26 protein-coding genes and 2 pseudogenes are annotated in these 26,318 nt (G+C 73.8%); 14 read left to right on the top strand and 14 right to left on the bottom strand.

Annotated features, from left to right (window positions below):
• The first annotated feature begins 134 nt into the window (after positions 1-134).
• Positions 135-545 (top strand): DUF4190 domain-containing protein, encoded by a 411-nt coding sequence (locus ACFWTC_RS27420; RefSeq protein WP_383921870.1) that lies wholly within the window; start codon positions 135-137, stop codon positions 543-545.
• An 84-nt stretch (positions 546-629) separates the two neighbouring features.
• On the opposite strand, the gene ACFWTC_RS27415 is transcribed toward ACFWTC_RS27420, so the two are convergent.
• Both ACFWTC_RS27415 and ACFWTC_RS27410 read right to left on the bottom strand, forming a co-directional pair.
• Positions 630-2,162: a sensor histidine kinase gene (locus ACFWTC_RS27415; protein ID WP_383921867.1), complete on the bottom strand. Its 1,533-nt coding sequence runs from the start codon at positions 2,160-2,162 to the stop codon at positions 630-632.
• Positions 2,163-2,177: 15 nt separating this feature from the next.
• Positions 2,178-2,939, bottom strand: coding sequence for a response regulator transcription factor (locus ACFWTC_RS27410; RefSeq protein WP_384029057.1), 762 nt, complete (start codon positions 2,937-2,939; stop codon positions 2,178-2,180).
• A 379-nt stretch (positions 2,940-3,318) separates the two neighbouring features.
• Here ACFWTC_RS27410 and ACFWTC_RS27405 point away from each other — a divergent pair, with 379 nt between their 5' ends.
• The 3 genes from ACFWTC_RS27405 (at position 3,319) to ACFWTC_RS27395 (ending at position 7,433) form a co-directional block, all read left to right on the top strand.
• Complete coding sequence (locus tag ACFWTC_RS27405) at positions 3,319-3,918, top strand: carbonic anhydrase (RefSeq protein ID WP_383921861.1); 600 nt, start codon at positions 3,319-3,321, stop codon at positions 3,916-3,918.
• Positions 3,919-4,057: 139 nt separating this feature from the next.
• Positions 4,058-5,878: a SulP family inorganic anion transporter gene (locus ACFWTC_RS27400; protein ID WP_383921859.1), complete on the top strand. Its 1,821-nt coding sequence runs from the start codon at positions 4,058-4,060 to the stop codon at positions 5,876-5,878.
• Between the two features lie 274 nt (positions 5,879-6,152).
• Complete coding sequence (locus ACFWTC_RS27395; RefSeq protein ID WP_384029055.1) at positions 6,153-7,433, top strand: RICIN domain-containing protein; 1,281 nt, start codon at positions 6,153-6,155, stop codon at positions 7,431-7,433.
• A gap of 63 nt (positions 7,434-7,496) precedes the next feature.
• Here ACFWTC_RS27395 and ACFWTC_RS27390 read toward each other — a convergent pair.
• The 4 genes and pseudogenes from ACFWTC_RS27390 to ACFWTC_RS27375 form a co-directional block, all read right to left on the bottom strand.
• Positions 7,497-8,674: pseudogene (locus ACFWTC_RS27390) on the bottom strand (oxygenase MpaB family protein).
• Entirely contained in the window at positions 8,674-8,925 is a 252-nt protein-coding gene (locus tag ACFWTC_RS27385; RefSeq protein ID WP_383921902.1) for a polyprenyl synthetase family protein, read from the bottom strand. The pseudogene ACFWTC_RS27390 and the gene ACFWTC_RS27385 overlap by 1 nt, the downstream one beginning before the upstream one ends.
• A 209-nt stretch (positions 8,926-9,134) precedes the next feature.
• Positions 9,135-9,293 carry a hypothetical protein gene (locus tag ACFWTC_RS27380; RefSeq protein WP_384029053.1) on the bottom strand — a complete coding sequence of 53 codons (159 nt, stop codon included), beginning with the start codon at positions 9,291-9,293 and terminating at the stop codon, positions 9,135-9,137.
• Entirely contained in the window at positions 9,290-9,553 is a 264-nt protein-coding gene (locus ACFWTC_RS27375) for a hypothetical protein (RefSeq protein ID WP_383921851.1), read from the bottom strand. The genes ACFWTC_RS27380 and ACFWTC_RS27375 overlap by 4 nt, the downstream gene beginning before the upstream one ends.
• Before the next feature lie 328 nt (positions 9,554-9,881).
• On the opposite strand from ACFWTC_RS27375, the gene ACFWTC_RS27370 reads away from it, so the two are divergent.
• Positions 9,882-10,445 carry a papain-like cysteine protease family protein gene (locus tag ACFWTC_RS27370; RefSeq protein ID WP_383921848.1) on the top strand — a complete coding sequence of 188 codons (564 nt, stop codon included), beginning with the start codon at positions 9,882-9,884 and terminating at the stop codon, positions 10,443-10,445.
• A gap of 10 nt (positions 10,446-10,455) precedes the next feature.
• Positions 10,456-11,349 (top strand): hypothetical protein, encoded by an 894-nt coding sequence (locus ACFWTC_RS27365; RefSeq protein ID WP_384029051.1) that lies wholly within the window; start codon positions 10,456-10,458, stop codon positions 11,347-11,349.
• Between the two features lie 82 nt (positions 11,350-11,431).
• Here the strand turns inward: ACFWTC_RS27365 and ACFWTC_RS27360 are convergent, their stop codons facing one another.
• Positions 11,432-11,890 carry a hypothetical protein gene (locus ACFWTC_RS27360; RefSeq protein ID WP_383921842.1) on the bottom strand — a complete coding sequence of 153 codons (459 nt, stop codon included), beginning with the start codon at positions 11,888-11,890 and terminating at the stop codon, positions 11,432-11,434.
• Between the two features lie 255 nt (positions 11,891-12,145).
• Positions 12,146-12,535: a VOC family protein gene (locus tag ACFWTC_RS27355; RefSeq protein WP_384029049.1), complete on the bottom strand. Its 390-nt coding sequence runs from the start codon at positions 12,533-12,535 to the stop codon at positions 12,146-12,148.
• 212 nt (positions 12,536-12,747) lie between these two features.
• On the opposite strand from ACFWTC_RS27355, the gene ACFWTC_RS27350 reads away from it, so the two are divergent.
• Positions 12,748-13,326 carry an AMP-binding protein gene (locus ACFWTC_RS27350; protein WP_384029047.1) on the top strand — a complete coding sequence of 193 codons (579 nt, stop codon included), beginning with the start codon at positions 12,748-12,750 and terminating at the stop codon, positions 13,324-13,326.
• A gap of 295 nt (positions 13,327-13,621) precedes the next feature.
• Positions 13,622-14,065 (top strand): transglycosylase SLT domain-containing protein, encoded by a 444-nt coding sequence (locus tag ACFWTC_RS27345; protein ID WP_384074759.1) that lies wholly within the window; start codon positions 13,622-13,624, stop codon positions 14,063-14,065.
• 121 nt (positions 14,066-14,186) lie between these two features.
• Here the strand turns inward: ACFWTC_RS27345 and ACFWTC_RS27340 are convergent, their stop codons facing one another.
• Positions 14,187-14,474 (bottom strand): hypothetical protein, encoded by a 288-nt coding sequence (locus ACFWTC_RS27340; RefSeq protein WP_383921833.1) that lies wholly within the window; start codon positions 14,472-14,474, stop codon positions 14,187-14,189.
• A 394-nt stretch (positions 14,475-14,868) separates the two neighbouring features.
• Here ACFWTC_RS27340 and ACFWTC_RS27335 point away from each other — a divergent pair, with 394 nt between their 5' ends.
• Together ACFWTC_RS27335 and ACFWTC_RS27330 are read left to right on the top strand one after the other, a co-directional pair.
• Positions 14,869-15,633, top strand: coding sequence for a PIG-L deacetylase family protein (locus ACFWTC_RS27335; protein WP_383921829.1), 765 nt, complete (start codon positions 14,869-14,871; stop codon positions 15,631-15,633).
• 54 nt (positions 15,634-15,687) lie between these two features.
• Positions 15,688-16,521: an enoyl-CoA hydratase/isomerase family protein gene (locus tag ACFWTC_RS27330; RefSeq protein ID WP_383921826.1), complete on the top strand. Its 834-nt coding sequence runs from the start codon at positions 15,688-15,690 to the stop codon at positions 16,519-16,521.
• Positions 16,522-16,551: 30 nt separating this feature from the next.
• On the opposite strand, the gene ACFWTC_RS27325 is transcribed toward ACFWTC_RS27330, so the two are convergent.
• From ACFWTC_RS27325 to ACFWTC_RS27315, 3 genes are all read right to left on the bottom strand, one after another.
• Positions 16,552-17,199, bottom strand: a complete 648-nt coding sequence (locus tag ACFWTC_RS27325; protein WP_383921823.1) for a TetR/AcrR family transcriptional regulator — start codon at positions 17,197-17,199, stop codon at positions 16,552-16,554.
• Positions 17,200-17,302: 103 nt separating this feature from the next.
• Positions 17,303-18,232, bottom strand: coding sequence for an SDR family oxidoreductase (locus ACFWTC_RS27320; protein ID WP_384029334.1), 930 nt, complete (start codon positions 18,230-18,232; stop codon positions 17,303-17,305).
• A 50-nt stretch (positions 18,233-18,282) separates the two neighbouring features.
• Positions 18,283-19,524: a hypothetical protein gene (locus tag ACFWTC_RS27315; RefSeq protein ID WP_384029332.1), complete on the bottom strand. Its 1,242-nt coding sequence runs from the start codon at positions 19,522-19,524 to the stop codon at positions 18,283-18,285.
• Positions 19,525-19,758: 234 nt separating this feature from the next.
• On the opposite strand from ACFWTC_RS27315, the gene ACFWTC_RS27310 reads away from it, so the two are divergent.
• From ACFWTC_RS27310 to ACFWTC_RS27300, 3 genes are read left to right on the top strand one after another with little or no spacing between them, the layout of a single operon-like run.
• Positions 19,759-20,742 (top strand): NADPH:quinone oxidoreductase family protein, encoded by a 984-nt coding sequence (locus tag ACFWTC_RS27310; RefSeq protein WP_383921814.1) that lies wholly within the window; start codon positions 19,759-19,761, stop codon positions 20,740-20,742.
• Positions 20,739-21,929, top strand: coding sequence for an acyl-CoA dehydrogenase family protein (locus tag ACFWTC_RS27305; protein ID WP_383921811.1), 1,191 nt, complete (start codon positions 20,739-20,741; stop codon positions 21,927-21,929). The genes ACFWTC_RS27310 and ACFWTC_RS27305 overlap by 4 nt, the downstream gene beginning before the upstream one ends.
• Positions 21,926-23,050 carry an acyl-CoA dehydrogenase family protein gene (locus ACFWTC_RS27300; protein ID WP_383921808.1) on the top strand — a complete coding sequence of 375 codons (1,125 nt, stop codon included), beginning with the start codon at positions 21,926-21,928 and terminating at the stop codon, positions 23,048-23,050. The genes ACFWTC_RS27305 and ACFWTC_RS27300 overlap by 4 nt, the downstream gene beginning before the upstream one ends.
• 48 nt (positions 23,051-23,098) lie before the next feature.
• Here ACFWTC_RS27300 and ACFWTC_RS27295 read toward each other — a convergent pair whose 3' ends face one another.
• The gene (locus tag ACFWTC_RS27295) at positions 23,099-24,079 is read right to left on the bottom strand and encodes a GlxA family transcriptional regulator (RefSeq protein ID WP_383921805.1); all 981 of its coding nucleotides are present in this window, start codon (positions 24,077-24,079) and stop codon (positions 23,099-23,101) included.
• 71 nt (positions 24,080-24,150) lie between these two features.
• Between ACFWTC_RS27295 and ACFWTC_RS27290 the strand changes: the two are divergent.
• A pseudogene (locus tag ACFWTC_RS27290) lies at positions 24,151-25,165 on the top strand (saccharopine dehydrogenase family protein).
• 6 nt (positions 25,166-25,171) lie between these two features.
• Here the strand turns inward: ACFWTC_RS27290 and ACFWTC_RS27285 are convergent.
• On the bottom strand, positions 25,172-26,278 hold the full coding sequence (locus ACFWTC_RS27285; RefSeq protein ID WP_383921799.1) for an AI-2E family transporter: 1,107 nt from the start codon (positions 26,276-26,278) through the stop codon (positions 25,172-25,174).
• Positions 26,279-26,318: the final 40 nt, after the last annotated feature.

Below are 26,318 nucleotides of genomic sequence, written 5' to 3'. Positions count from 1 at the left end.
CGGTGGTGAACCACGGGCCGTGCGCGCCCCGACATCGGTTCGGCGCAGTGGGTTTGACGGGGGTGGGTCGTGGCAGACGGGGTGAACGCCGCTGATCCGCGGTGGAGTTGTCCACCCCCGGAAGGGACCCCCTCATGTCCGACGCGTACCGCTCTCCCGACGGCACCGGCACCCACCCCGCCCCCGCCGCCGGGCCCGCCACCGGCCGCAACGGCCTGGCCGTGGCCGCGCTGGTCACCGGCATCGCGTCCCTGCTGCTCCTGTGGCTCTGGTTCGTGGGCATTCCGCTGGCGCTCGTCGCCATCGGCCTCGGCATAGCCGCCCTCCGCAGAGCCCGGGGCGGCGCCGGTGGCCGCGGCATGGCCATCAGCGGCCTGGTCCTGGGCGCCGTGACCGTGGTCATCGCGGGACTCCTGGTGGCCGTGGGAGTGTCCATCCTCAACTCCGACGAGGGCAAGGACCTGCGGTCCTGCCTCGACAACGCCCAGACGCAGCAGGAGCAGCAGGACTGCTCGAACCGCTTCAACGAGGACGTCAAGAACTGACGCGCAGCGTCACACTGCGCCCGTCGGCGCCCGTAGGCCCCCCCGTCGCCCACCCCCTCCCACCCCCTCCCACCCCCCTCCCGCTCACGGCCGGGCGCCGCTGTGCGGCCTGGAGCGGAGGCGGGGGACGGGCACCGTCCTGCGGGCGGGCCTCTGCCGGAGCGCGTCGCCCCGCCCGGGCGCCGGTCCCGGCCCGCCGTGTGACGGTACGGCGGGCAGCCGCACCACGGCGTCGATGCCGCCGCGGGCGGCCGCCTCCAGGACGACGTGACCACCGCCGGCCACGGCGAGCCGCTGCACCAGGGCCAGGCCCAGGCCGCTGCCGCCCTCGGTGGAGCCCGGCGCCCGCCAGAACCGGTCGAAGGCGCGCTCCCGCTGCTCGGCGGTCATCCCCGGGCCTTCGTCGATCACGTGCAACTCGGCGTACGGCGGCCGGTGCTCACGGTGGCCGCGACGCGGCGGGGCGGGGAGCCGGCGGTCCAGCAGCACCACGGACCCGGGTCCGGACACCCGCAGGGCGTTGGAGAGCAGATTGTCCAGGATCTGCTCCACCGCTCCCGGCACGGCGAAAGCCCGGCCCGAGTGCTCCACCCCCAGCGCCAGCCGGCAGCCCCGGGCCTCGAACACGGGCCCCCACGTCTGCACGCGCTCCGCGGCGATGCGGTCGAGGTCCACCGGTACCCGGGTGACGGCCTTCTCGTCGAGCCGCGCCATCGCCAGCAGCCCCTCGACCATCCGGGCCAGCCGGTCCGTCTCGGTCACCGCCGCCGTCAGGCCGCCCCTGGCGTGGGCTGCCACGTCCTGTTCCAGGTTGTCCAGGCGCAGCCGCAGCGCGGCCAGCGGTGTCTTGAGCTGGTGCGAGGCCTCACCGGCGAACGCGCGCTGCGACGCCAGCAGGTGCTCCAGGCGCGCGGCGGTCTCGTTGAACGTGACCGCCAGCCGCCGGACCTCCGGCGGGCCCGTCGACGTGGCCAGGGTCGCCCGTACCGAGAGGTCGCCCTCGGCGAGACGGGCGGTGGCCCGCTCCAGTTCCAGTACGGGCCGGCTCGTCCAGCGGGCCAGCCAGAACGCCACCCCCGCCACGGCCGTCAGCGCCAGCAGGCCCACCGCCGCCAGGGTGAGCCACACGCCGTGGACCCGCCGGTGCACGGCGTCGGTGGGGAGGGTGACGCGTACGGCACCGTAGCGGGACGAGCCGAACGGCACCGGCGCCGCGGCGGCCAGCACCCGCGCCCCGCCGCCAACCGGAGCGGTACGGACGTCGATGGCCGCCCGCCCCCGCAGCGCCGACCGCACCTCCCGGGTCCCGGCCAGGTCCCGGGCCTGATCGGACGTCAGCGACGGCGACGAGGCGGCGGGCCGGCCCGACGCGTCGAAGACGACGACCTCGCCCCCGATGCGTGCGGCGCAGTGCGCCACCCGCTCCTCCAGGGCGCCGGCCCGGCCGCCCTCCAGCGAGACGGCGGCGTACGCGGCCAGCGACTCGGCCTCGTCCTCGGCCGCCCGGGTGGCGCGTTGCTGCTCGGCCCGGCCGTAGACGATGCCCAGGGGAACCTCCAGGCACAGCAGAACCAGGAGGGCCACCGTCAGGTAGCTCAGGAGCAGACGGCGGGTCATGGCGCGCCCCGCCCCTCAGCCGCGCGACGCGGGGACGACGAGGCGGAAGCCCACCCCGCGTACGGTGTGGATCCAGGCGGGATCGCCGAGTTTGCGCCGCAGGGCCGCCACATGGACATCGAGGGTCTTGGTGGGGCCGTGGAAGTGCGGGTCCCACACCTGGGCGAGGATCTGCCGGCGCGAGTACACCGCCCCCGGATCCTCGCCCAGCAGTGCCAGCAGGTCGAACTCCTTGGGCGTCAGCGCCACCAGCGCGTCGCCCACCCACGCCTGGCGGGTACGGCGGTCCACCACCAGCGCCTGCGGCCGGCCCGGCGCGTACCCGGCGGGGCCGGGCCCCGGGTGCGGGCGCCCGGGCTGCGGTACGCCGGGCAGGGGCACGGGCACGGGCACGGGCGGGGAGGCGTGCGGCGGGTGCTGCGCCCCGGCGCGCGTACGCCGGGTCACGGCGCGGATCCGTGCGATGAGCTCCCGCATGCTGAAGGGCTTCGCCAGATAGTCGTCGGCGCCCATCTCCAGCCCCACCACCCGGTCGGCCTCCTCGCCGCGGGCGGTCAGCATGATGATGGGTACGTGGGACACCTGCCGGATCCGGCGGCAGACGTCGATGCCGTCCATGTCCGGCAGGCCTAGGTCCAGCAGCACGATGTCCCCGAACGGCCCGGCGAGCGCGGCCCCACCCGTCGCCACGCGGTCGACCGCCAGTCCGTAGCGGGAGAGTCCTTCGGCCAGCGGTTCGGCGATGGATACGTCGTCCTCGATGAGCAGCACCCGCATGCGTCGTTCCCGTCCTTCCGGTTCCCGCCGGGCGCGAGTCGCCGCGCGGAGTCCGGAATGCTCCAACTGCCGAGTCCCGAAACACTGTTCGAGATTCCGCACCGTACAACAGGACCGGTCGGCCCAGGCCGCCGCTTTCGCCCTTCGAGCGATACCTCACACCGGCCGGGCGCAGGCCCGGCACCGCCCCGGCACCGCCCCGGCACCGTCCCGCGGCGAAATTCTGGGCGCCCACCGGCCTCGCGTTAACCAACCGCTGGCCTGCTCCTTGAAGACGCCTTCCTACTGTCGTCGGCAACCGGCTCCGGGCACCCGCCGCACCCCTCCGCACCTGGACTGCCCGGACCCCGTGCCACCCCGATCAGGAGGACACGACTCCATGAAGGCCCTTCTCGACCACGCCCGTTCCTTCCACCAGCAGGTCGCCGGCTCCGGTGACGCCTACCGGCGCCTCGCCGACGGCCAGGAACCGCAGGCCCTCGTCATCAGCTGCTCCGACTCCCGTGTCGTTCCCGCGCTGATCACCGGAGCGTCCCCCGGCGAGATCTTCGAACTGCGCAACGCGGGGAACATCGTTCCGCCGCGGTGGGCGGCCGACGCGTCCGGCGAGGTGGCCACCATCGAGTACGCCCTCACGGTGCTCGGCATCCGCGACATCGTCATCTGCGGCCACTCCCACTGCGGTGCCATGGACGCGCTCGCCTCCGGACGCGACCTCTCGCTCCTCCCGGGCGTCGACGCCTGGCTGTCCCTCGTGCGTCCCGTGCTGACCCCCCGTACAGCGGACGACGTCGACCCGCTGTCCCTCGAACGACTGGTGCAGCTCAACGTGGTGCACCAGCTGGCGACGCTGGGCACCTACCCCGTGGTCCGCGACCTCCTGGACGACGACCTGTTGCGGCTCCACGGCTGGTACTACCGCGTCGAGACCGGCGAACTCCACGAGCTGGGCGAGGACGGCACCTTCGGCCCCCACTGACCGCCGGGCCGGCGCCCGTCCCGCGTCCTGCACGAGCCCGTCCCGTGTCCGGCCCGCTCCCGGTCGGCGTTCTGCCCCCGCCCGGCCCGCGTCCGGTCCGCCTCCAGCCCGTTCCCTGCCCGCAGAAGGAGTCCCCGCGATGTCCTCCCCGTCCCCGCCCCGGCAGCGCGCCCGCCATGCGCGTCCCGCCGGTCGCTCCGGCCTCCGCTCCACCATCCGGCCCACGGCTCGCGCCGCCGGCGCCGCCGGTCCGTCGACCCCGGCTCCCGAGCCCGTACCCGTACCCGCCGGCGCCGCATCCGCCGCTGCTTCCTCTCCCGCCGCCCCGGCGGCGGAACAGGGGCTCGTCGCCGAACTGCGGGGCGCGTCCCTCGCCACGGAAGTCACCGCGTCGTTCGTGGTCTTCCTGGTCGCGCTCCCGCTGTGCATCGGTGTCGCCGTGGCATCCGGCGCGCCGCCCGAGCTGGGCATCGTCTCCGGCATCGTCGGCGGACTGGTCGTCGGCCCCCTGCGCGGCAGCGCGCTCCAGGTGAGCGGGCCCGCCGCCGGTCTGGCGGCCCTGGTCGCCGAGGCGGTGCTGGAACACGGACTGGCGATGCTCGGCGTCATCGTGCTGGCCACCGGCCTGCTCCAGATCGTCCTCGCGCTCGTCCGGCTGGGCCGGATGTTCCAGGCCATCTCGGTCGCGGTCGTCCAGGGCATGCTCGCCGGGATCGGACTGCCCCTGATGATCGGCCAGGCATACGCCGTGGCCGACACCAGAGCGCCGGGCACGCCGGTGGAGAACCTCCTCGGGCTGCCCGGGCTGGTCGCCAGGACCGTCGGCACGCCGGACGCCCTCGCCGCCGCCGCGCTCGGGACGGTCACGGTGCTCCTCAGCTTCCTGTGGAAGAAGGTTCCGGGCCCGCTGAACCGGGTGCCCGCCGCTCTCGTCGCCGTCGTCCTCGGCATGGGCGTGGCCGCCCTGCCGGGCGTCGACATCAAAACCCTCCGGGTCGGCGACCTCCTCGGCTCCGTCAACCTGCCGGGACCCGGAGAACTGGCGGGACTGGCGGACCCGGCGGTCATCGCCACCGTCCTCACGTTCACGGCCATCGCGTCGGCGGAGAGCCTGTTCACCGCCGCCGCCGTGGACCGCATGCACACCGGGCCCCGTACCCGCTACAACACCGAGCTGCTCTCCCAGGGCATCGGCAACACCGTCTGCGGAGCCCTCGGCGCACTGCCCATGACCGCCGTCGTCGCCCGCAGCTCCGCCAACGTCCAGGCCGGCGCCCGTACGCGCCTCTCGCGCACCCTGCACGGCCTCTGGCTCCTCGCCTTCGCGCTCCTGCTGCCCGACCTGCTCGCCCTCATCCCCGTCACGGTCCTCGCGGGCGTCCTCGTACACAGCGGATGGAAGCTGTTCGCCCCGGAGCAGTTCCGCGTGCTGTGGCAGCAGGACCGCGGTGAAGCCGCCGTCATGGCCGTCACCACGCTGGCCATCTTCGGCACGGCCCTCCTGGAAGGCGTACTGGTCGGTCTGGCGGCCGGCACGCTGCTGGCCGTGCTGCGCATGTCGCGTACGGCCTTCCGGCAGACGGCCGACGCGGAGACCGCGAAGCTGACCGTCACGGGCAGCGCCACCTTCGTCCGGCTCCCGCAGCTGCTGGAGGCCCTCGAAGAGCTGGCGGCCGCCGGAACGCCCCGCATGCGCCTGGACCTGACGGCCCTGACACACCTGGACCACGCCTGCCGGACCCAGATCGACGAGTTCGTCGCCCAGCGCCGCGCGTCCGGAACCGTACGGGTCGAACTCCTGCTGCCCGACCTCGCCGACAAGCCCCCGGCCCCGGACGCTCCGGCGTCCGAGGCACGGGCGTCCGGGGAGGAGGGCGGGCAGGGCCGGGAAGGCGCCGAAGACGGGCCGGGGGCCGGGGCGGCGGACGGGTTCGCCTGGTTCACCGACACCAGACGCTGACCGGGCCGGCCCCGATGGGCGAGCTCCGGCCGGCGGATCGGGGTCGGGCCGTGAGGGGACGGGGCGGGCCGTGACGGGGCGGGGCGCCCGACGCGGGTGTGCCGACCACGTGCATCGGGCGGTGCGGGCATCTTGACGCGGTCGTGGCGCGCACCTTCAATCAAGTAGTGAACGAAGGTGCCCGGACGGCATGCTTCCGCGTTCAATCCCCAGCGGAGGATTGTCATGGGCATGGCTATGCGTCTCCCCCCACACCCGAAGCGATGTGATGACCGTGCACCCCACATGGCACCGGCGCGTGCTCTTATGCGCCCTCGCCCTCGCCTGCTGGGGCGGCCTGGCCGCCCCCGCCACCAGCGCCGCCGAGCCCGCCCCAGCCACCGCACGGCCGGTTGCCGCGTCCGCGGCAGCGGCGGCCGTGACTTTCTCCGACGACTTCGACGGACCGGCCGGGGCCGCCGCCGACCCCGGCAAGTGGCAGGTCGAGACCGGTGACAACGTCAACAACCACGAGCGGCAGTTCTACACGGCGGGCAACCGCAACGCCGCCCTCGACGGACAGGGCCATCTGGTCATCACCGCCCGCCGCGAGAACCCGGCCGGCTACACCTGCTGGTACGGCCGCTGCGAGTACACCTCGGCCCGCCTGAACACCTCGGGCCGCTTCACGCAGACGTACGGGCGCGTGGAGGCGAGGCTCAAAGTGCCGCGGGGCCAGGGCATGTGGCCCGCCTTCTGGATGCTCGGCAACGACATCGGCCAGGTCGGCTGGCCCAACTCCGGCGAGATCGACGTGATGGAGAACGTCGGCTTCGAACCGTCGACCGTGCACGGCACCCTCCACGGGCCCGGCTACTCCGGCGCCGGCGGCATCGGCGCGGCGTACTCCCTCCCCGGCGGCCAGGCCTTCGCCGACGCCTTCCACACCTTCGCCGTCGACTGGGCCCCCGACTCGATCACCTGGTCCGTCGACGGCGTCGTCTACCAGCGGCGGACCCCCGCCGACCTGGGCGGACGCAGCTGGGCCTTCAACAAGCCGTTCTTCCTGATCCTCAACCTCGCGGTCGGCGGCTACTGGCCGGGCGACCCCGACGGCAGCACGGCCTTCCCCCAGCAGCTGGTGGTCGACCACGTCCGCGTCACCTCGTACGACGGCGGCTCCGGCGGCCGGACCGGCCAGATCGGCGGGCTCGCCGGCAAGTGCGTCGACGTGGCGGCGGCGAACCCGGCCAACGGCACCCCGGTCCAGCTGTACGACTGCAACGGGACCGCCGCCCAGCGCTGGACCCTGGGCGCCGACGGGACCCTACGGGCGCTCGGCAAGTGCCTCGACGTCGCGAGCGGCGGCACCGCCGACGGGACCCCGGTCCAGCTGTACGACTGCAACGGGACCGGCGCCCAGCGCTGGGTGGTGTCCGGGGCCCGCGACATCGTGAACCCGCAGGCGAACAAGTGCCTCGACGTCAGCGGCGGCAACCCCGCCAACGCCACACGTCTACAGCTGTGGACCTGCACCGGCGCCCCCCAGCAGAAGTGGACGGTTCCGGCCGGCTGACCCGGGTGCCCGCGCCGCGCCGCGCGGCCCCGCGCCGCGCGGCCCCGTCCGGCCCCCGCCCCGTCAGGCGGGGGTTGGCGCCGGCGGTACCCAACGGTGGGTGCGCGGGGCCTGCGACCGTACCCCGTACTCGCCCTTGAGCTCCTCCGGGATGGCGTACTGCATGACCCGCCCACGGGTGAGCGAGGCCAGCTCGAAGGTGGTGAGCAGGCTGCCCGCCTTGTCCAGCGCCCACTCGCCGAGAGGGCTGCTGTCCTCCACGGTCTCCAGCAGGCCGAGGACGATGGGGACGGCCTTCGCCGCCGTGTCCCACGGGCTGCGCGGGATGTCGAGCCAGTCCGCGATCGTGGGCCCGACGAGGAAGCGGATGGTGCGGGGACGATCGGGTCGAAGAGGGTGCCGGGGACCACGTCCTCATACATCCGCATCAGCTGGTTGTTGAGCCGGACCCCGTCCTCGGAGGGCCCGAGGTGGCGGCTGAGGTAGAGGTCGGAGAACGCGCGGGCCTCCGTGAGGTTGCCCGGAGCGGCCGTCATGTCGCAGCCCAGGATGGAGCCCACGACCCGCCACGCGTAGAAGTAGGCCTCCGCCCCCTCCTCGCTCATGTGGATGCCGAGGCGGTGCATGGCGTCCAGAACGAGGTTCGAGAAGCACATCTGCCCGCCGATCATGTCCTCCTGGCAGAGCGGAACACCGTCCGCCGCGATGTCCCAGCGCCCGGAGTGCGTGAGGTGGTGGCGTACCGCCGCGTGCAGCAGCCTGACCTTCTGGGCGGCCGGGATGAACTTGCTGCCCTCCTCGAACGCGTTGGTCCGCATCAGGTACGTGACGAACTGGCCGGTGTTCGCCATCCGGCGCGAGGGGTAGTCCATCGAGTGCGTCGAGGCGAGCAGCCGGGCCACGCGCGGCACGGCGTAGGTCGCGGGCATCGCCGCGAAGGACAGGCCCGTGTTGATGTGCGCGGCGTTGTCCATGAAGAACAGCCGGGCGCGCTCCATCACGTCCCAGTCCACCCACTTCGGCGGCATGGCGGTGGCCTCCAGGAACGACACCGCCGACGGCGGGAGCCCCTCCGGGAGCTTGTGGCCAGCGGTGCTGAAGAAGCGCATCAGGGTGTTGAAGTCCCGCACCTCGCCGCGCTCGAACATGGCGGCCACGGTCTCGTCGGCCAAGGGGTCGCGGTCCCGGAGGTCGTCCAGGTTCGACTTGCCGGTCTCGGCGGGGTCGCCGAAGGTGCCGATCAGGTCGTCGCGGAGCTGGAAGGCCTCGCCCAGGGGCAGCCCGTACGCAGCGCGGCGGACCGGTCCTGCCGTACGGTCCCCGGGGCCGGGGCTCCGCCATTGCCTCCGCCGCGGCCGTGACCACTTCCACCGCCGTGGCGGCCCGCTCCGGCTTCGGCGAAGGCCGCGTGCGCGGTCGGGACGCCGTGCCGCAGGCGGCTGTCGTCGATGATGTCGTCGTGGGTGCAGGCCGCCGCGTGCACCAGTTCCATGGCTGCGGCACCCGTCGCAGTCCGGCTGGCCGGAGGCCCGCCAGCCCCAGTACAGGAACGCGGCCCGCATCCGCTTCCCGCGCGTCAGCGAGCTGCGCAACTGGGCGCAGAGCGGGCCGAGTTCGCTGGACAGTCGTAACAGCTCGGCTTCTTCCTCGTCGACCAGCCGGTGCAGGTGCGTGTCGATGCGCTGCCGGAACGCGAGGTCGTCATGCATGCGCCGGCCCGGCTGCCGGCGCCGTCGCGGTGTCGGCGGCCCGCGGGCGGCGTGCGGCGGCCCGGTGGGCCATCAGCTCCAGGTAGTTGTCGTCGTCCGCCGCGACGATGCGCCGGGAGGCGAGCTCCCCGCGCGCCCTCAGCTCCTTCACCCCGCGGCGACGAGCTCGCGCAGGTCCGAACGCCGGGCCGCGTCCTCGCCCAGGCCGGTCGCCTGCCGTACCTGGTCCAGCGCGAGATCGACGGCGCCGAGTGCGAGCAGCCCGACCTCCTCCAGTGCGGCGAACGGATTCCAGGGCGCTTGCCGCGCCTGCTCACCGTGCCCGCGCCCGTGCGCCTGCCCCTGCCCCCGCCCCTGCTCTCCGTGCCCGTGCTTCGACTGCTGTGCCTGGTCCCGCGACTCTCCGGTCATGCCCCGTGCTCCTCTGCCGACAGATCGTCAAGGAGCCCCAGTCAACCGGCCACGCCACCGGCAGCGGTCCGCGATTTCCCTCCGTCCCACGCCAGAGGGACGCGAATGCTCCCAACGAGTGAGTTGTCCGATCAGCTCCCCAACTCCTCGCGCCCGCTTCGGCGGGCGAGCGTGAGCTGTAGGGCTCGAGTCGAGCGATGACCCGACAAATAGCCGGTACGGGGTAATCCTCCGCAAGGCCCCTATGTGCCGCAGACATGATGCGCTGTCATATTCCTGCCAGATTGCCCCGTTCATCTCGTTCTACCCAGCAGGGGAAGGCAGGAAAATGGGCAGGTTCAGGTACGCAACCACGGCGGCAGCCATCGCGCTGGCCGCCTCGGGATCGCTCACCGCCGCGGGAGGCACGGCTCACGCGGAAGTGGGCCAGGACACCATCAGCATGCTGAAACAGGAGAAGTCCCAGTGGTGCTGGGTCGCCTCCGGGCTGACCATCGCGAAGTTCCAGGGCTTCGGCTCCACACAGACGGACTTCTGCAACCGGGCCCAGCCCTACTACGGCTGCAACAACCAGCCGGCCACGCTCGACGACATGGCCAAAGGCTGGAGCAGCCTCGGCATGACCCGCACCGGCTCCGGCCTGAACAGCGCGGCCAGCTTCAACCAGGTGTACACCGACGTCAAGGCGGCCCGGCCGATCGGTGCCCGCATCGGGTGGGCTTCCGGTGGCGGTCACATGAACGTGGTCTACGGGTTCGACACGTCGAACACCACGATCGCCGTGGCCGACCCGTGGCCGGACACCACCACGTACACGTGGTGGAACTACAACGACTACGTGAGCAACAGCTCTTCCAAGTGGACCCACTCCCGCATCGGTATCTCCCGCTAAGGCAGGCGACATGCGCGACACCAGCGGCACCGAAATGTCCGGCAAGCGGGCGGCCTCCCGCCTCTCCCGCCTCTCCCGACTGTCCACCGTCATCGCACTGAGCGCCTCCGCTCTGCTCTCCGTCGCCGGTCCGGCCCACACGGCGACGGCCAAGGACCCCCTCCCGGCCGACATCCCGGACTATCAGGCGGCTCTCAACGCGGTGCGTTCCGCCGACGTACGCGACACCGTCTGCCGCTTCCTGCGTACTCCGGTGCCCGCCGGCGACGCCGCCGGCGGCCCGGTCCAGACGATCCCCGAGACGGCCGAGCCGTGCCGGGGGCTCCCGGTCTTCACCATCAAGGACCCGGTGGCACGGAACGAGATCACCCCCGGGTTCGTCGCGGGCACCGTCCAGCCCCTGCCCACGAAGGCGGTCAAGCTGACGCAGCTGGTCTCCTCGCTGAGCACCACCGTCAACGGCCGCAACGCGACCGTCATGCTCGCCCCCACCGAGGGTGGCGGCTGGCATCTGGCGGCCGTGCGCGACGGAGACAGCGACGCCGCCTACGCGAGCAAGGCCACCGTGGGCACGCTGGTCTTCACCGAGCCGCAGAACCGCGGCTGGTACCAGCTCAAACTCTTCACCGTCGAGCCGCTCAACGACCAGGCCCGACAAGGGCTGGGCGGCCAGGCGTCGGTATCGCTCAGTGACTACCAGAAGCTGGTCAAGGCCCGCTACGCCGACAAGCTGCCCGGGTCGGAGTACGACAGCAGGGGCTATGCCAGCGGTTACGGCACCCCGCGCACGGAGGGCGGGGCCCCGTCCTCCACCCTGCTCCTCGCCGGCGGTTCCAGCGCGACACTCGCCCTCGCGTGCGGAGTCGCCGTGCTCCGTCGTCACAGGCGCGCAAGCGCCCGCTGAGCCCACCCCCGTGCGCCCCTCGCTCCGCCCCGGCAGCCGGCCGGGGCGGAGCGTATTCGTTCGGTGGTTGCCGAGGTCGAGGTCAGCGTGCTGCCCGGCGCAGGGACAGGGCGAAGGCGCAGCTGGTGACGGTGAGGACGGCGATCGGCGGAGGGGGCAGGAAGACGGCCGATATCGCCAGGCCGACGAGTGAGGTGGCGAGGAGCGTCCATCCGAAGGCGGTGCGCCGTTCGACCAGGGCGGGGGCCTGCCGGGCTGCGAACAGGGCAAGGAGTGCAGAGGAGATGACGAACAGGGCCATGACGGCACTCATGCCGTTGACGACGTCGAGGGTGCTGCGTTCCAGGCCGAGCAGCGTCATGCCCGTCGCCCGCAAGGCTGCCGAGGAGGCAGCCTGTTGCGGTGTCGGGTCGCCCCAGGCCGCAGCGGCGGCAAGGGCGAGGTGGCCCGTACCCAGCAGGACGAAGCCGCCGGCGCCCACCTTGAAGGGCCGCAGGGGCTCGGGCCCGTGCCTGACGACGGAGGGGGCGGTGGCGCTCATCGTGACTCCTTGAGGTTGGGTCAGATCATCCTCTACACCCGTAGAGGGTGGTGAGGCGAACGGAACTCTACACCTGTAGAGATCGGGTGATGTGGTGAGGTCCGGCCGCACGCCGGGGCCGGAGCCGTACGAGCCGTCCGCGACGGATGGCGAAGTGTCCACGGGTGGCTCGCGCTCGCCGTCGCGCCCGTCGGCCGTGCGCAGCGCCGACGCTGGGCGGTGGCGGATGCTCGTTCGCGGCCTGCGACCCGCCGGTTACGGCGCCAGGGTGCGCAGGACGCAGAACTCGTTGCCCTCGGGGTCGGCCATGACCACCCAGTTCCGGTCCGGGCCCTGTCCCACGTCCGTCGTGGTGGCGCCGAGGCCGAGCAGTCGCCTCGTCTCGGCCTCGGTGCTGCCGTCGATCGGGCTGACGTCGAGGTGGAGGCGGTTCTTCACCGTCTTGCCCTCGGGCACCCGGACGAACAGCAGGGTGGGCGGCATCTGGCGGGCCCGGACGTCGTCGACGGTGGGCACCCAGGAGCCGATCTCGACCCTGCCCTCGCTCCGGTCGATCACCTCGAAGTCCAGGACCCCGCACCAGAAGGCCGCGAGCCGTTCCGGATCGCGGCAGTCGACGGCCAGTTCGGTGAACCTGCTTGTCATGAGTCTCCGGGCAGCGCGTGGTGGTGGCAGGTAGTGGTGAGCGGCGCGGAGCTTACCGGCTGTCACGGGTTGGCGGTACCGGGTTTCGGAGGGCGCGGCCGAGGGCCGGCAAGAGGCGTATGGGTGGGACTTTCAAGCCGGTTCACCGGTCACGGAGAGTGGCGTCACGTCGTCGTTGATCGACCGATCCGACAGAGGAGACTGACCACCGCATGGCCACTCACGACCGCGGGCCGCTGCCCCTGACCCCGCCGCAGAACGGCGTCTGGTTCGCGCAGCAGCTCGACCCCTCGCGCCTCGACTGCACCACCGGCGAGTACCTGGGCGTATTGCGCTCGGGGGGACGGTACGTCCCGGTGGATCCGGGCTACCCGGCCGACCGGATCGCGTACGTGATCTCGGACAGCGGCGCCCGCGTCCTGGTCGTGGCGGGGTGCCTCCGGCGCGCCCGACGTCCCCGAGGGGGTCGCCGTCGTGGACCTCGACGGGCCCCGCGTGCCGGTGCTGCTGGGCGTACTGGCCCTGTCGGGCGTCGGGTCGGGTGTCGTGGGTCCGCTGATGTGGGCGCGGGGGCCCTTTACCTTGCGGTGACGCTGTCGCCGCTGGACTTCCCGGTGTGGCGCGAGCTGGACGTCGGGGCGCCCCCGGCCCCGCGCAAGCCCCCGTCACCCTCGAACCGCACCCCGACGTGCCGCCCATCACCTCACCGCGCGCGGCCTGAAGGGCACGTCCGACGTGATCCGGCCTCCGGAGCGGCCACCCGAAGGGCTACGGGCCGTAACGGTCGGTGAGATCCGGGGGTCCGGGAGGTGACCCGCCCCATAGGACCCACGTCACGTACGAGCCGGGGTAGTAGCCCCCAGGAGGCCCGTCGTGCCCGCCCGCACCCGCCCCCACCTGTGCGGATGGCGACCGGGCAGGGGCCGGGCCCACCGACCCGGGCTGCGAGGGTCCCTAGTAGGTGACGGCGTTGCCACGGGGTCGGGGCGTCTGTAGAACTGGATGAGTCGCCAGCCGGCAGGGGTACTTCACCCGCCGCAGACGAACCCCTCTCCATCGCGTGAGTGGCTCACGCATGCCTCCGGCATGCCGCGACCGTCCCTGTCCCCGTCGGAAGGTCATTCCGTGTCCAACGCCGTCATCCGCCGCATCGCCGCCTCCAAGAAGACCATCGCGGGCTCCGTCCTCGCCCTGGGCGTCGCCGGCTCCATGCTCGCCGCCGTCCCCGCGCAGGCCGCCCCGATGAACGCCAAGGCGATCGCGCAGCAGATGATCAAGGACCCGGCGCAGTTCGCGGCCTTCAACAACATCGTGTCCCGCGAGAGCGGCTGGAACCACACCGCCACGAACTCCTCCTCGGGCGCCTACGGCCTGGTCCAGGCCCTGCCGGCCTCGAAGATGTCCACCGCCGGCTCGGACTGGAAGACCAACCCGGCCACCCAGATCAAGTGGGGCCTGGACTACATGAACTCCCGCTACGGCAGCCCCGTCGGCGCCTGGAACTTCTGGCAGTCCCACCACTGGTACTAAGCCACCAGCAGGCAGTACCAGCAGGTAGTACACGCACCTGAACGCCCGGCCGGGAACTCCCCGCCGGGCGTCTTTTGCGTATGCGGCCGGGCGCGTGGCGCCGGGCCGGGAGTCCGCCCGGCTACGCGGCGACGGTCGGCGGCAGGCCGTCGGCGGCCTTCCCCGCGCGCACCAGCTCCACCACCACGTCGTGGAGGTCCCGGCTGTCCCGTTCCGACGCACAGGGGAGGGGGCTGCCCGCGAGCGTGAACCAGTCGGACGAGCCGCTGTACTGCACGGACACGCGCGCTTCGGCGCCCGTCCAGGTGGTGTGCACGGTGAGGTCACCCGTCAGCGCACCGGCTTCCTCGGTACGCACACCGCCCCGGCCCGCGAAGACGTTGACGGTGGTCCACGACGCCCAGTCCATGCACAAAGGCTCACACGCCGGCACGCGCTCCGCGACCCGGTCCGTGCGGCGCGCTCACATGCTGTCCGGTTCGGCGGCCGAGGGAGCAGGGCGGCGTCCGCGTGAGCACGGAGGAGGCGCACACCGGCCCCCAGGACGAAGCGGACGTGCCCACAGCGCCACCGCGCTCCTCTGCGAAGGACTCGAAGCTGGCTGGGCGGCCTGGAGACCGCCGCCGAGGCCCGAGTCCGGCAGCGGTCGTCCTGACCTGCGCCGGCCTGCGCCGACCGCGCGCGGGCGGCCGGCGCAAGCGTTGTCGTACCGGCGTGTTCGGCGCCCGCAAGGGAACCGGCGAGTACCGGTTGCCGCGCCCCCTGCCCCCGCCGCGCGGGTCCGTTCGTCTAGGGTGCGGGGCATGACCGACGCACGTGATCAGCGGGCTCCGCTGCCGCCCATGCCCACCGACTGGCGGCGCGCCCTCGCGGTGGTGGCCCACCCCGACGACCTGGAGTACGGGGGCGCCGCCGCCATCGCGGACTGGACGGACGGCGGCCGCGAGGTCGGCTACCTCCTCGCCACGCGCGGCGAAGCGGGCATCGACACGATCGACCCCGCCACCTGCGCCCCGCTGCGCGAGGCGGAGCAGCGCGCGAGCGCGGCGGTCGTCGGAGTGTCCCGCGTCGAGTTCCTGGACTACCGGGACGGTGTCGTCGAGTACGGTCTCGACCTGCGCCGGGACATCGCCGCCGCCATCCGCCGGCACCGCCCCGAACTGGTCGTCACCATGAACCACCGCGACACCTGGGGCGGCGAGGGCGGCGGCGGTGCCTGGAACACCCCCGACCACAAGGCCGTCGGCCGCGCCACCCTCGACGCCGCCTCCGACGCGGGCAACCGGTGGATCTTCCCCGAGCTGCTCACCGAACAGGGCCTGGAGCCCTGGAACGGAGTGCGCTGGGTGGCGGTGACCGGTACGACCACCCCGACGCACGCCGCCGACGCCGGTCCGGGAATGGAGCGGGCGGTGAAGTCGCTCATGGAGCACAAGGCGTACATCGAGGTGCTGACCGACCAGGACCCCGAGGAGTACGTACGCGGCTTCCTCACCGGGTACGCCGAGCAGGCCGCAGCCCGCTTCGGCGGCAGGCCGGCGGTGCTGTTCGAGGTCTTCCCCCGCTGACCCGACACCCCTAGGCTGACGGTCCGTCAGCTGTCAACGGGGGTGCAGGCACTGGTGATCGATACCGTCAGCACGCAGATCGCGGAGGGCGAGGAGCGGATCCGGCTGGAGGTGGCGGACGGCCTCGCCGTCCTCACCCTGTGCCGTCCCGACCGGCTCAACGGATGGAGCTGGGAGTCCACCCGGCAACTGGGGCTGCTGGCGGACCGCATCCGCTTCGACCCGGGGGTCAGGGCGGTCCTGCTCCGGGCCGAGGGCCGTGCCTTCTGCGCGGGCATCGACGTGACCGCCCCCGGCGGCGCCGTCTCCGGGGCGACGGCCGCCGAGCGGACCCGCAACTACTACGAGGGCATCCGCTGGGTCCACGAGCGCTTCGCGGTCCTCGCCCGCCTCCCGCAGCCGGTGGTGGCGGCCGTCCAGGGGTACTGCCTCGGCTTCGGCTTCGAGCTGGCACTGATGGCCGACATCCGGGTCGCCGCCGAGGACGCCGTGTTCGCCCTGCCGGAGGCGCAGTTGGGGGTCGCGGTGGACGCGGGCGGCGACCTGCGCATCGCCCGCGAGGCGGGCGCCGGCTGGGCCAAGTACCTGGCCCTGACGGGCCGGCGCATCGACGCCGCGACCGCGCAGCGCCTCAACCTGGTCCAACTGGTGGTCTACGCAACGGAACTGGAGCCGACCGCCCGCGCGCTGGCGGCGGAGATCGCCGCGAACGCCCCCCTCGCCGTCCAGGGGATCAAGCGCGCGGTCGACGCCTACGCCGACGCCGCCCTCCCGGCCGCCCTCGACCGCGTCGCCATGACCGCGGCCCTCACCCTCACCTCCGACGACTGCCGCGAGGGCTACGGGGCGAAGGCAGAGCGCCGTCCCCCGCACTTCACGGGGGGATGACGGGGCCGGCCGCCCCCTACGGGCCCGGTCTCAGCGCTCCAGCCGGAGCAGGGCCAGGGCGCGCGCGGACACGTCCGTCAGGGGTTCGCTGCCGTTTCCCGCGGCCCAGTGCTCCAGCGCCACCGTGACCGCGTCGATCAGCACCGCCGCGAGCAGCCGGGTCTCCAGATCGGACTCGGGGCGGCCGGTGCGCGCCGCGAGGACCGGGGCCAGGCGGTCCTGCATCGCGCGGGCGGCGGCGAGCCAGCGCATCCGGACCGCCGGAACCCCGCCCATCACCCGGATCAGCCGCACCGTCCGGGCCTGCGCGTACCGCGCGCCGGCCGTCGAGGCGCTGAAAGCCGCCTGCACGGCCTGCGTCACGGGCTCCTCGGCGGGGCGCAGGGCCAGCTGCTCCACCAGCTCCACGACCCCGGCCGTCAGGACGGGGGTCAGGGCGTCCTCCTTGGTCGGGCAGTACCGGTAGAACGTCCGCAGGGAGATCCCCGCCGCCCGCGCGATGTCGTCGACCGTCGTGGCCTCGTACCCCCGCTCGCCGAAGAGCGCGGCAGCGGCCTCCGCGATCTCGTACCGCGTGGCCTCCCGGCGCCGCTCCGTCAGGGACGGCCGCCCCTGCGCCGCGGCTCCGGCCCCGCCCGGGCCACCCGTACCGCTCCTCGTCCCGTGCACCGCCGTCACCACACCACCTCCGGGAGGCAATCTGCCACACCCGGGCGGCGGGACGGGTCGCGGCGCAGCCGCGGAGCGGCGCACCGCGCCGGTCACGGGCGGAACGGCCCACTCACGGGCGGAACGGCCCCCGGCCCAGCTGCTCCCGTACGGGGACGACCTCGGGCTGGACCAGGGACCGGCGCTGCCAGTTCGCGCCGTCGACCACCAGGGTGTGGCCCGTGACGAAGCGGGCGTACGGCGAGGCCAGGAACGTCGCCGCCCAGCCCAGCTCGCGCGGGACGCCGACCCGCAACGCCGGCTGCCGGGCGTCCTTCGCCTCGGGCGCCGCCCGCTCCAGACCGTCCCGGACGTCCGCGGTCATGTCGGCGTGCGGAAAGAGTCCGGGTACGAGCCCGTTGACCTGGATGCCGTACGGGCCCCACTCGACGGCGAGGGTCTCCACCAGGTTCTTCACGCCGGCCTTGGCGGCCGCGCTGTGCGCGAAACCCGGGCCGCCCGTCCAGGCGTACGAGGCGCCGATGTTCACGATCGACCCCGGGGTCCCCGCGGCGAGGTGGCGGCGGGCGAACGCGCGGGTCGCGAACCAGGTGCCGGTCAGGGTGATGTCCACGACCGCCCGCCAGGCGTTGGGGGACAGGTCCTCGGCGGGGGAGGGGAAGTTGGCGGCCGCATTGTTGACCAGTACGTCCGGCAGCCCGTGCGCCGCCTCCGCCGCGTCCAAGACCTCCTCGATCCGCTCGGGGTCCCGGATGTCGCAGACGGCGGCCGTCACCCGGCCCGCGCCGGGGACGGCCGCCAGTTCCGTGCGCGCCGCCTCCAGCTGCGCCGGCCGCCGGCCGGCGATCACCAGGTCGGCGCCGAGCCGGGCGAACTCGGCGGCGATGGCCTTGCCCAGCCCGGTGCCGCCGCCGGTGACCAGGACCACCTGCCCCCCGTACGTCCCGGTGGGCAGGGCGGCCGCGCCGAGCGGCGGCGGCGCGGGCAGCCCGCGCGCGATGTCGTCCCTCGTGGCGTCGTTGCTCGTGGCGTCGTCCGTCATGGGGGCATCGATAGCGCGCGGGCGCGCAGATCGCCATGCCCGTGACGGGATCAGCCCTGCGGGAGGTACGCCTGCTTGCTCGCGCAGGTCCAGATCACGGCGCCGAACCCGCCGCCGGACCAGTTCCGGTAGGAGCCGCCGACCCGGTCGTCGTCGGAGACCGTGAGGGCCGCGCCGAGCGTGTCGCCGGAGCCGCCCGCCGGGTACGGGAGGGCCAGCACCGGCCCCTTGCCGGGCCAGTAGGCGGCCTGGGTGCGGGCCGCGTAGCCGTCGACGTAGGTCACGGCCGTGCCGACCGTCACGTTCGTGGTCGGGCTGACGGCGTCCAGGGTGAGGTGGCCGTAGCCGGCTACCGGGCCGGGGTCGGCCGGCAGGGCGGTGTAGGACTGCTTCCAGAGCGCCGGGGTCCGGCGCTGCACGTCCCGGTAGCTCTCCTGCTCGTACCCCACGACCCGGCCCTTGCCGTCGATGTCGCTCGCGCGGCTGCCGATGTCGCGCTCGGCCTCGTTCCACACCGGGAGGCTGCGGGCGGGGTAGTTCCCGGCGGGCCACACCACGGGGAAGGTCCAGCTGACGCTGGTGTCGTTCTCCCAGTCCACGTAGTTCGTGTAGGCCGTGCCGACGATGTCGCCGCGCTTGTTGATGCCGTCCACCGAGGTGATCACGGTGCTCGGGTGCGCGTCGGCGGGAACCGGCAGCTCGCGCACGACGGCGCCGTCGATCCACTCCTTCGCCACGCCGCCGTCCAGGGCGACCACGTGACCCGCGTCGTTGACGTCCGCCCCGGAGGAGGTGGCGGAGGGCGCGGTGATCAGCCGGACCGACGGGTCGCCGATCCGGTAGGTGAAGGTCGCCTGGGGATTGCCCTGGGCGTCGCTCTGGGCCGTGCCGACCATCAGGCCGCGCGCGTTCACCGCCCGGACCTGGCCGCTGCGGAAGCCCTCCGGCAGCGGGACCTCGTGGATCGCGCGGTCGGCGGTCCAGTAGACGGGCCGTCCGCCGCTGGAGCCGACCGCGAGGCCGTTCGCCCCGAAGCCGGTCACCGCGCCGCCGGCGCCGTCCGTCAGCGACGGCAGCGTCACGATCCCCGGGGTGCACGCCTGCCCGGCCGCGACCGCCGGTCCGGCGGCCGTGACGAGGCCCGCGAGGACGGCCGCGGCGACGGCGGCGGACGCGGCGCTCCTCGTACGGGCGGTCGCGGACGGGGTGCTTCTCGCACGGGCGGTCGCGGACGCCGCGCACCCCGGGCGGCCGGCGGCGGACGCGGTGCTTCTCCTACGGGTTCTGTTCATGGTGCGGTTCCCCCCTGGTACGGATGTCATCTGCCCGTGCGCACGGGCGTGTTGAGTTTCGGCATCCATGCTGCCCGATCAGTCGGTGTGAAGTACACGGAATAATCCGGGCCGGTCCGGCCGGCTTCGGCACCCCTCCGGACCGCTCCCTTCCCCCATGGCTTCCCAGGAAGGCAAGCGACCGCTTAGTATGCCCGCGGAGCGTGGTTCACCGACGGCGGCTGGAGGCCCCGGATGAAGGCATGGCGAGTACATACCCCCGGAGAGCCCCGTGAGGCCATGCGCCTCGAAGAGGTTCCGGAGCCGGTGCCCGGCGAGGGCGAGGTGAAGCTCAGGGTGCTCGCGGCCAACGTCAACTTCCCCGACGCCCTGCTGGCCCGCGGGCAGTACCAGATCAAGCCGCCCCTTCCCTTCACCCCCGGCGTCGAGGTCTGCGCCGAGACCGAGGACGGCCGCCGCGTCATCGCCAACCCCGGCCTCCCGCACGGCGGTTTCGCCGAGTACGTCACCGCCCCCGCCCGCGCCCTGCTCCCCGCCCCCGACTCGCTCGACGACGCCGAGGCCGCCGCCCTGCACATCGGCTACCAGACCGGCTGGTTCGGCCTGCACCGCCGGGCCCGGCTCCAGCGTGGCGAGACCCTGCTCGTACACGCCGCCGCAGGCGGGGTCGGCAGCGCCGCCGTCCAGCTCGGCAAGGCCGCCGGAGCCACCGTCATCGGCGTCGTCGGCGGCAAGGCCAAGGTGCGCACCGCCGAGGAACTCGGCTGCGACCTGGTGATCGACCGCGAGACGGAGGACGCCGCCGGGATCGCCGCCCGCGTGAAGGAGTTCACCGGCGGCCACGGCGCCGACGTGGTCTACGACCCGGTCGGCGGCGACGCCTACACCGCGTCCGCCAAGTGCGTGGCCTTCGAGGGCCGGATCGTCGTCGTCGGATTCGCCGGCGGCACCGTCCCGACCCCCGCGCTCAACCACGCGCTCGTGAAGAACTACGCCGTCCTCGGCCTCCACTGGGGGCTGTACGCGATCAAGGAGCCCGCCGCCATCGGCGCCTGCCACGCCGAGCTGACCCGGCTCGCCGCCGAGGGCGCCGTCAAACCGCTGGTCAGCGAGCGGGTCCCGCTCGCCGGGGCCGCCGACGCCGTGCAACGCGTCGCCGACGGCACCACCACCGGCCGGCTGGTCGTCGTACCGGCCCTGGACGGAGGTGCCCGATGACCGCCACCGCCGGGGAACTGCGCACCCGGGTGGCGGGCCTGCTCGCCGCGCACCCGCCCGCCGGCACGCCCCGTACGGACTTCCTGCGGGCCCGGTTCGACGCCGGACTCGCCTGGGTCCACTACCCCGAGGGCCTCGGCGGACTCGGCGCCCCCCGCTCCCTCCAGGTCGTCGTCGACGCCGAACTGGACGCCGCGGGCGCCCCCGACAACGACCCGCGCCGCATCGGCATCGGCCTCGGCATGGCCGCCCCCACCCTCCTCGCGTACGGCACCGAGGAGCAGAAGCGCCGCTTCCTGCGCCCGCTGTGGGTGGGGGAGGAGGTCTGGTGCCAGCTCTTCAGCGAGCCCGGCGCCGGCTCGGACCTCGCCGCGCTCGGCACCCGCGCCGTCCTCGACGAGGCCGCCGGGGAATGGGTGGTGGACGGCCAGAAGGTGTGGACGTCCAGTGCCCACACCGCCCGCTGGGCCATCCTGATCGCCCGCACCGACCCGGCGCTCCCCAAGCACCGGGGCATCACCTACTTCCTCTGCGACATGCACGCCCCCGGCGTCGAGGTCCGGCCGCTGCGCCAGATCACCGGCGAGGCCGAGTTCAACGAGGTGTTCCTGACCGGCGTCCGCATCCCCGACGCCCACCGCCTCGGACCCGTCGGCGAGGGCTGGGCGGTCGCCCGCACCACCCTGATGAACGAACGCGTCTCCATCGGCGGCATGCGCATCCCCCGCGAGGGCGGCATGATCGCCCCGGTCGCCGCCGCCTGGCGCGAGCGCCCCGCCCTGCGCACCCACGCGCTCCACCAGCGCCTGCTGGAGCTGTGGGTCGAAGCCGAGGTGGCCCGGCTCACCGGCGAGCGGCTGCGCCAGCAGCTCGTCGCCGGACAGCCCGGCCCTGAGGGGTCGGGCATGAAGCTCACCTTCGCCCGGCTCAACCAGGAGATCAGCGGCCTGGAAGTCGAACTCCTCGGCGAGGAGGGCCTCCTGTACGAGGACTGGACCATGAGCCGGCCCGAACTCGTCGACTTCACCGGCCGCGACGCCGGATACCGCTACCTGCGTGCCAAGGGCAACAGCATCGAGGGCGGCACCAGCGAAATCCTCCTCAACATCGTCGCCGAACGCGTCCTCGGCCTGCCCGCCGAACCGCGCGACGACAAGGACCTCGCCTGGAAGGACCTGGCCCGATGACCGACTCGCCCCTCCCGAGCGCCCCCCTCGACCTGCTCTACTCCGAGACCGAGGAGGAACTCCGCTCGGCCGTACGGTCGTTGCTGGCCGACCGCTGCGACGCCGCGACCGTCCTCGCCCGGGCCGAGAGCGGCCGCCCGCACGACCCGGCCCTGTGGGACACCCTCGCCGCCGGGATCGGCGTCGCCGGGCTCCTGGTCCCCGAGAAGCTCGGCGGCCAGGGCGCGGGCCACCGCGAGGCCGCCGTCGTCCTGGAGGAGCTGGGCCGGGCCGTCGCCCCCCTGCCCTACCTGACCAGCTCCGTGCTCGCGACGGAGATCCTGCTCGGCTGCGACACCGCGGACGTCGCGCCGCTGCTGCGGGAGCTGGCCTCCGGCCGACAGGTGTGCGCGCCGGCCGTACCGCTGACCCTCGCCCCGGGCGCGCCCCTGCCGGCACTGGTCCGCGACGGCGGCGGGGGAGTGCTGACCGGCGCCGTCACCTCCGTGGCGGACGCGGCGGCCGCCGATGTCCTGCTGGTCCTCGCCGACACCGGGCTGTACGCCGTACCGGCGGCCTCGGCCGAACTGACGCCCCTGGTACCGCTGGACCTGACCCGCCCGCTCGCCCGGGTCACCTTCGACGCCGCCGCCGGAACGCGGCTCGCGGACCCGGTGACGGCCCGGGCGGCGGTGGCCGGCGCCCTGCTGTCCGGTGCCGGTCTGCTGGCCTCCGAACAGCTCGGGATCGCCGAATGGTGCCTGACGCAGACCGTGGAGTACGTGCGGGGCCGGCACCAGTTCAACCGGCCCGTCGGCTCCTTCCAGGCCCTCAAGCACCGCCTCGCCCGGCTCTGGCTCGATGTGGCGTCCGCGCGCGCCGCCGCCCGGGCCGCGGCCGACGCGCTGGCCACCGGGTCGCCCGACGCGCCCCTGACGGTGGCCGTCGCCCAGGCCTACTGCTCGGGCGTCGCCGTCCGGGCCGCGGAGGAGTGCGTCCAGCTGCACGGCGGCATCGGCATGACCTGGGAACACCCGGCCCACCTCTACCTCAAGCGGGCCAAGGCCGACTCCCTCGCCCTCGGCACGGCCGGCCACCACCGGGGCCTGGTCGCCGACTTCGCGGAACTCCCCGCGCCGTAACGGGCGCGGGGCCCCCGGCGGAGGCCGCCGGGGGCCCTCGACGGCCCGTCAGCCCGCCGTGGCGGTAGTGGCCGTGGCGGCGTCCGGCGGGCGGTGGGTGCGGAACGTACGCCGGTACACGTCCGGGGGCACGCCGAGCGCGCGGTGGAAGTGCCGGCGCAGGGTCGTGGCGGTGCCCATGCCGGTGCGGGAGGCGATGAGTTCGATGCTGTCGTCGGTCGTTTCGAGGAGCTCCTGGGCCCGGTGGATGCGCTGGGTGTGCAGCCAGCGCAGCGGGGTGGTCCCCGTGGCGGCGGCGAAGCGGCGGGTCAGGTTCCGGGTGCTCATGTTCATCCGGCGGGCCAGGTCGGGCACGGTCAGCGGTTCGTGCAGCCGTCCGGCCGTCCACTGCAGCAGCTCCGACAGCGCGTGGCCGGTGTCGGCGGCCGGCGGCGCGGCGATGAACTGCGCCTGCCCGCCCGCGCGGCGGGCCGGCACCACCAGCCGGCGGGCCAGCGCGTTGGCGACGGCCGCGCCGTGGTCGGCGGTCACGAGGTGCAGGCACAGGTCCATCCCGGCGGCCTTGCCCGCGGAGGTCAGCACGCCCCGGTCGTCGATGTAGAGGACGTCCGGGTCGACCTCGACGCGGGGGTAGCGGGCCGCGAGCGCGGCGGTGTGCTCCCAGTGCGTGGTGGCGCGACGCCCGTCCAGCACGCCCGCGGCGGCCAGCACGAACGCCCCCGTGCACAGCGAGACGATCCGGGCACCCCGGTCGTGGGCCGCCCGTACGGCCTCCACCAGGTCGCCCGGCAGGTCGGCGTCGACGTCGGCGCAGGCCGGGACCACGACGGTGTCCGCCTCGGCGAGGGCGTCGAAGCCGTGGGGGGTGTCGACCCGCAGCCAGCCGCCGAGCCGGGCCCCGCTCGGGCCGCACACCCGGAAGTCGTACCACGCGTCGGTCAGCCCGCGGTCGACGCCGAACACCTCGCAGGCCGCGGCGGCCTCGAACAGCATCGCCCCGTCGTACAGCGCCACCACCACGGACGTCATGTCCGAAAGTGTACGCATCTCGTCGTTTCGGCCACTCGTGCCGCCCCCGCGGGGCCCCGACCATGGGGCGCATGAGCACACACCATCCGACCGTCGCGGTCGTCGGCGCCTATGGCCACACCGCCGCCTTCGTCACCGCCGAACTGCGCCGCCGCGGCCACACCCCGCTCCTGGTCGGCCGGGACGCGGACCGGCTGTACGCCGCCGCCCGCGCCCACCCCGGCGCGCGGGCCCGCGTCGCGTCCCTCTCCGATCCGGCGGCCCTGGACCGCGCGCTGTCCGGGGCGGCCGCGGTCGTCAACTGCGCCGGCCCCTTCACGGACACCGTGCCCCCCGTCGTGGAGGCGGCGCTGCGCGCCGGCATCCCGTACCTGGACGTGGCCGCGGAACAGGCCGTCACCGTCGAGACGTTCCTGCGCTACGACGACCGGGCCCGCGCCGCCGGAGTGGTGGTCGTCCCGTCGATGGCCTTCTACGGCGGGCTGGGCGACCTGCTCGCCGGCGCGGCGATGGGCGACTGGCCGGACGCCGACGAGATCACGGTCGCGATCGCCCTCGACAGCTGGCACCCGACCGAGGGGACCCGCAAGACCGTGCGCCGCAACGCCGGCCGCCACCTGGTCTTCACCGGCAACCGGCTCGTTCCGCCCGAGGGTCCCCCGCAGACCTCCACGTGGGACTTCCCGCCCCCGCTGGGCACCCGGAAGGTCACCGCGCTCTCCACGGCCGACCAGGTCACCATCTCCCGCCACCTGCGGGTCCCGGAGATCCACGTCCGCATCAACGAGGAGCCCCTGCTCGACCTGGGCGACCCCGCCCCCGCCCACGGCGGTGGACGCCGACGGGCGCTCGGCGCAGACGTTCGTCGTCGACGTGATCGTGACCCGGGCCGGCGCCCACCGCCGGTCGACGGCGTCCGGCCGTGACATCTACGCGGTCACCGCGCCCCTCGTCGTGGAGGCCGCCGTACGGATCATGGACGGCCGGGCCGCCCGTACCGGAGTGGCCGCCGCGGGCGAACTCTTCGACGCCCGGGACTTCCTGCGCTCGCTCACCCCGGCCCACCTGACCTTCGACGCCGGCTAGAGCCCCCTAGGGCTGCACGGTGGCGCCCGCTTCCGGTGCCGGTTCCTCCGGTGTGTCGCCGAGCTGCTCGCGGAGGTAGTTCCAGACCACCGCGATCAGCGCGGCCACCGGGACCGAGAGCAGGGCGCCCACCACGCCCGCCAGGCTGCCGCCCAGGGTCACGGCCAGCAGGACCATCGCTGCGTGCAGGCCGAGCCCGCGGCTCTGGATCATGGGCTGGAAGACGTTGCCCTCCAACTGCTGCACCACGACGATGATCGCCAGCACGATGAGCGCGTCCGTCAGGCCGTTCGACACCAGCGCGATGAGCACCGCGACGAAACCGGCGAACAGGGCACCCACGATCGGCACGAACGCCGACACGAAGGTCAGCACCGCGAGCGGAAGCACCAGCGGCACTCCCACGATCCACAGGCCGAGGCCGATGAACACGGCGTCGAGCAGGCCGACGAACGCCTGGGACCGCACGAACGCGCCCAGGGTGTCCCACGCGCGCGCGGCCACGACCGGGACGTCGGTGGCGAGTCGGCCGGGGAGCTGGCGGGTGAGCCACGGCAGGAACCGCGGGCCGTCCTTGAGGAAGAAGAACATCAGGAACACCGACAGGACCGCGGTGACCACGCCGTTGACCACGGTGCCCACTCCGGTGACGAGCGTGGAGACCATGCTGCCGACGCTGTCCTGGATGCGGGCGACCCCGGCGTCGAAGGCGCCGGTGATCTGGTCGTCGCCGATGTTCAGCGGCGGTCCGGCGGCCCACTCGCGCAGCCGCTGGATGCCTTCGACGACGCCGTCGGCCAACTCGCCGGACTGCGAGGCCACCGGCACCGCGATCAGCGCCACGATGCCCGCGGCGACGAACAGGAACAGGACGGTCACCACCGCCGAGGCCAGGGCGGGGCGCCAGCCGCGCCGGCGCAGGAAGCTGGCCACGGGCCAGGTCAGTGTGGTGAGGAACAAGGCCACTATGAGCGGCCAGACGACCGACCACATCCTGCCCAACACCCACAGGGCAACGGCGGCCATGGCGAGGACCAGCAGCAACTCGACGGAGACGCGCGCCGATGTCCTGAGCGCGGCGGCGGCCTTGGTGGAACTCAACGTGGCAGGCATGGGGTCACCCTAGGGGTAGGACCCGACCGTGTCGGCAGCG

It is taken from the genome of Streptomyces sp. NPDC058619 (genome assembly GCF_042717785.1).
In the GTDB taxonomy this organism is placed as follows: domain Bacteria; phylum Actinomycetota; class Actinomycetes; order Streptomycetales; family Streptomycetaceae; genus Streptomyces.
Note: the sequence above shows the minus strand (reverse complement) of the source record. Positions and strands in the feature narration are given on the sequence as shown.

What these genes read in the sequence shown, in the direction of transcription:
- ACFWTC_RS27355 (WP_384029049.1), bottom strand. Translation starts at nt 12,535, where the DNA reads ATGACAAGCAGGTTCACCGAACTGGCCGTCGACTGCCGCGATCCGGAA.
- ACFWTC_RS27285 (WP_383921799.1), bottom strand. Translation starts at nt 26,278, where the DNA reads ATGCCTGCCACGTTGAGTTCCACCAAGGCCGCCGCCGCGCTCAGGACA.
- ACFWTC_RS27320 (WP_384029334.1), bottom strand. Translation starts at nt 18,232, where the DNA reads ATGACGGACGACGCCACGAGCAACGACGCCACGAGGGACGACATCGCG.
- ACFWTC_RS27315 (WP_384029332.1), bottom strand. Translation starts at nt 19,524, where the DNA reads ATGAACAGAACCCGTAGGAGAAGCACCGCGTCCGCCGCCGGCCGCCCG.
- ACFWTC_RS27420 (WP_383921870.1), top strand. Translation starts at nt 135, where the DNA reads ATGTCCGACGCGTACCGCTCTCCCGACGGCACCGGCACCCACCCCGCC.
- ACFWTC_RS27385 (WP_383921902.1), bottom strand. Translation starts at nt 8,925, where the DNA reads ATGGAACTGGTGCACGCGGCGGCCTGCACCCACGACGACATCATCGAC.
- ACFWTC_RS27345 (WP_384074759.1), top strand. Translation starts at nt 13,622, where the DNA reads ATGCCGCGACCGTCCCTGTCCCCGTCGGAAGGTCATTCCGTGTCCAAC.
- ACFWTC_RS27335 (WP_383921829.1), top strand. Translation starts at nt 14,869, where the DNA reads ATGACCGACGCACGTGATCAGCGGGCTCCGCTGCCGCCCATGCCCACC.
- ACFWTC_RS27300 (WP_383921808.1), top strand. Translation starts at nt 21,926, where the DNA reads ATGACCGACTCGCCCCTCCCGAGCGCCCCCCTCGACCTGCTCTACTCC.
- ACFWTC_RS27405 (WP_383921861.1), top strand. Translation starts at nt 3,319, where the DNA reads ATGAAGGCCCTTCTCGACCACGCCCGTTCCTTCCACCAGCAGGTCGCC.
- ACFWTC_RS27360 (WP_383921842.1), bottom strand. Translation starts at nt 11,890, where the DNA reads ATGAGCGCCACCGCCCCCTCCGTCGTCAGGCACGGGCCCGAGCCCCTG.
- ACFWTC_RS27310 (WP_383921814.1), top strand. Translation starts at nt 19,759, where the DNA reads ATGAAGGCATGGCGAGTACATACCCCCGGAGAGCCCCGTGAGGCCATG.
- ACFWTC_RS27415 (WP_383921867.1), bottom strand. Translation starts at nt 2,162, where the DNA reads ATGACCCGCCGTCTGCTCCTGAGCTACCTGACGGTGGCCCTCCTGGTT.
- ACFWTC_RS27295 (WP_383921805.1), bottom strand. Translation starts at nt 24,079, where the DNA reads ATGACGTCCGTGGTGGTGGCGCTGTACGACGGGGCGATGCTGTTCGAG.
- ACFWTC_RS27350 (WP_384029047.1), top strand. Translation starts at nt 12,748, where the DNA reads ATGGCCACTCACGACCGCGGGCCGCTGCCCCTGACCCCGCCGCAGAAC.
- ACFWTC_RS27370 (WP_383921848.1), top strand. Translation starts at nt 9,882, where the DNA reads ATGGGCAGGTTCAGGTACGCAACCACGGCGGCAGCCATCGCGCTGGCC.
- ACFWTC_RS27400 (WP_383921859.1), top strand. Translation starts at nt 4,058, where the DNA reads ATGTCCTCCCCGTCCCCGCCCCGGCAGCGCGCCCGCCATGCGCGTCCC.
- ACFWTC_RS27375 (WP_383921851.1), bottom strand. Translation starts at nt 9,553, where the DNA reads ATGACCGGAGAGTCGCGGGACCAGGCACAGCAGTCGAAGCACGGGCAC.
- ACFWTC_RS27305 (WP_383921811.1), top strand. Translation starts at nt 20,739, where the DNA reads ATGACCGCCACCGCCGGGGAACTGCGCACCCGGGTGGCGGGCCTGCTC.
- ACFWTC_RS27365 (WP_384029051.1), top strand. Translation starts at nt 10,456, where the DNA reads ATGCGCGACACCAGCGGCACCGAAATGTCCGGCAAGCGGGCGGCCTCC.
- ACFWTC_RS27410 (WP_384029057.1), bottom strand. Translation starts at nt 2,939, where the DNA reads ATGCGGGTGCTGCTCATCGAGGACGACGTATCCATCGCCGAACCGCTG.
- ACFWTC_RS27340 (WP_383921833.1), bottom strand. Translation starts at nt 14,474, where the DNA reads ATGGACTGGGCGTCGTGGACCACCGTCAACGTCTTCGCGGGCCGGGGC.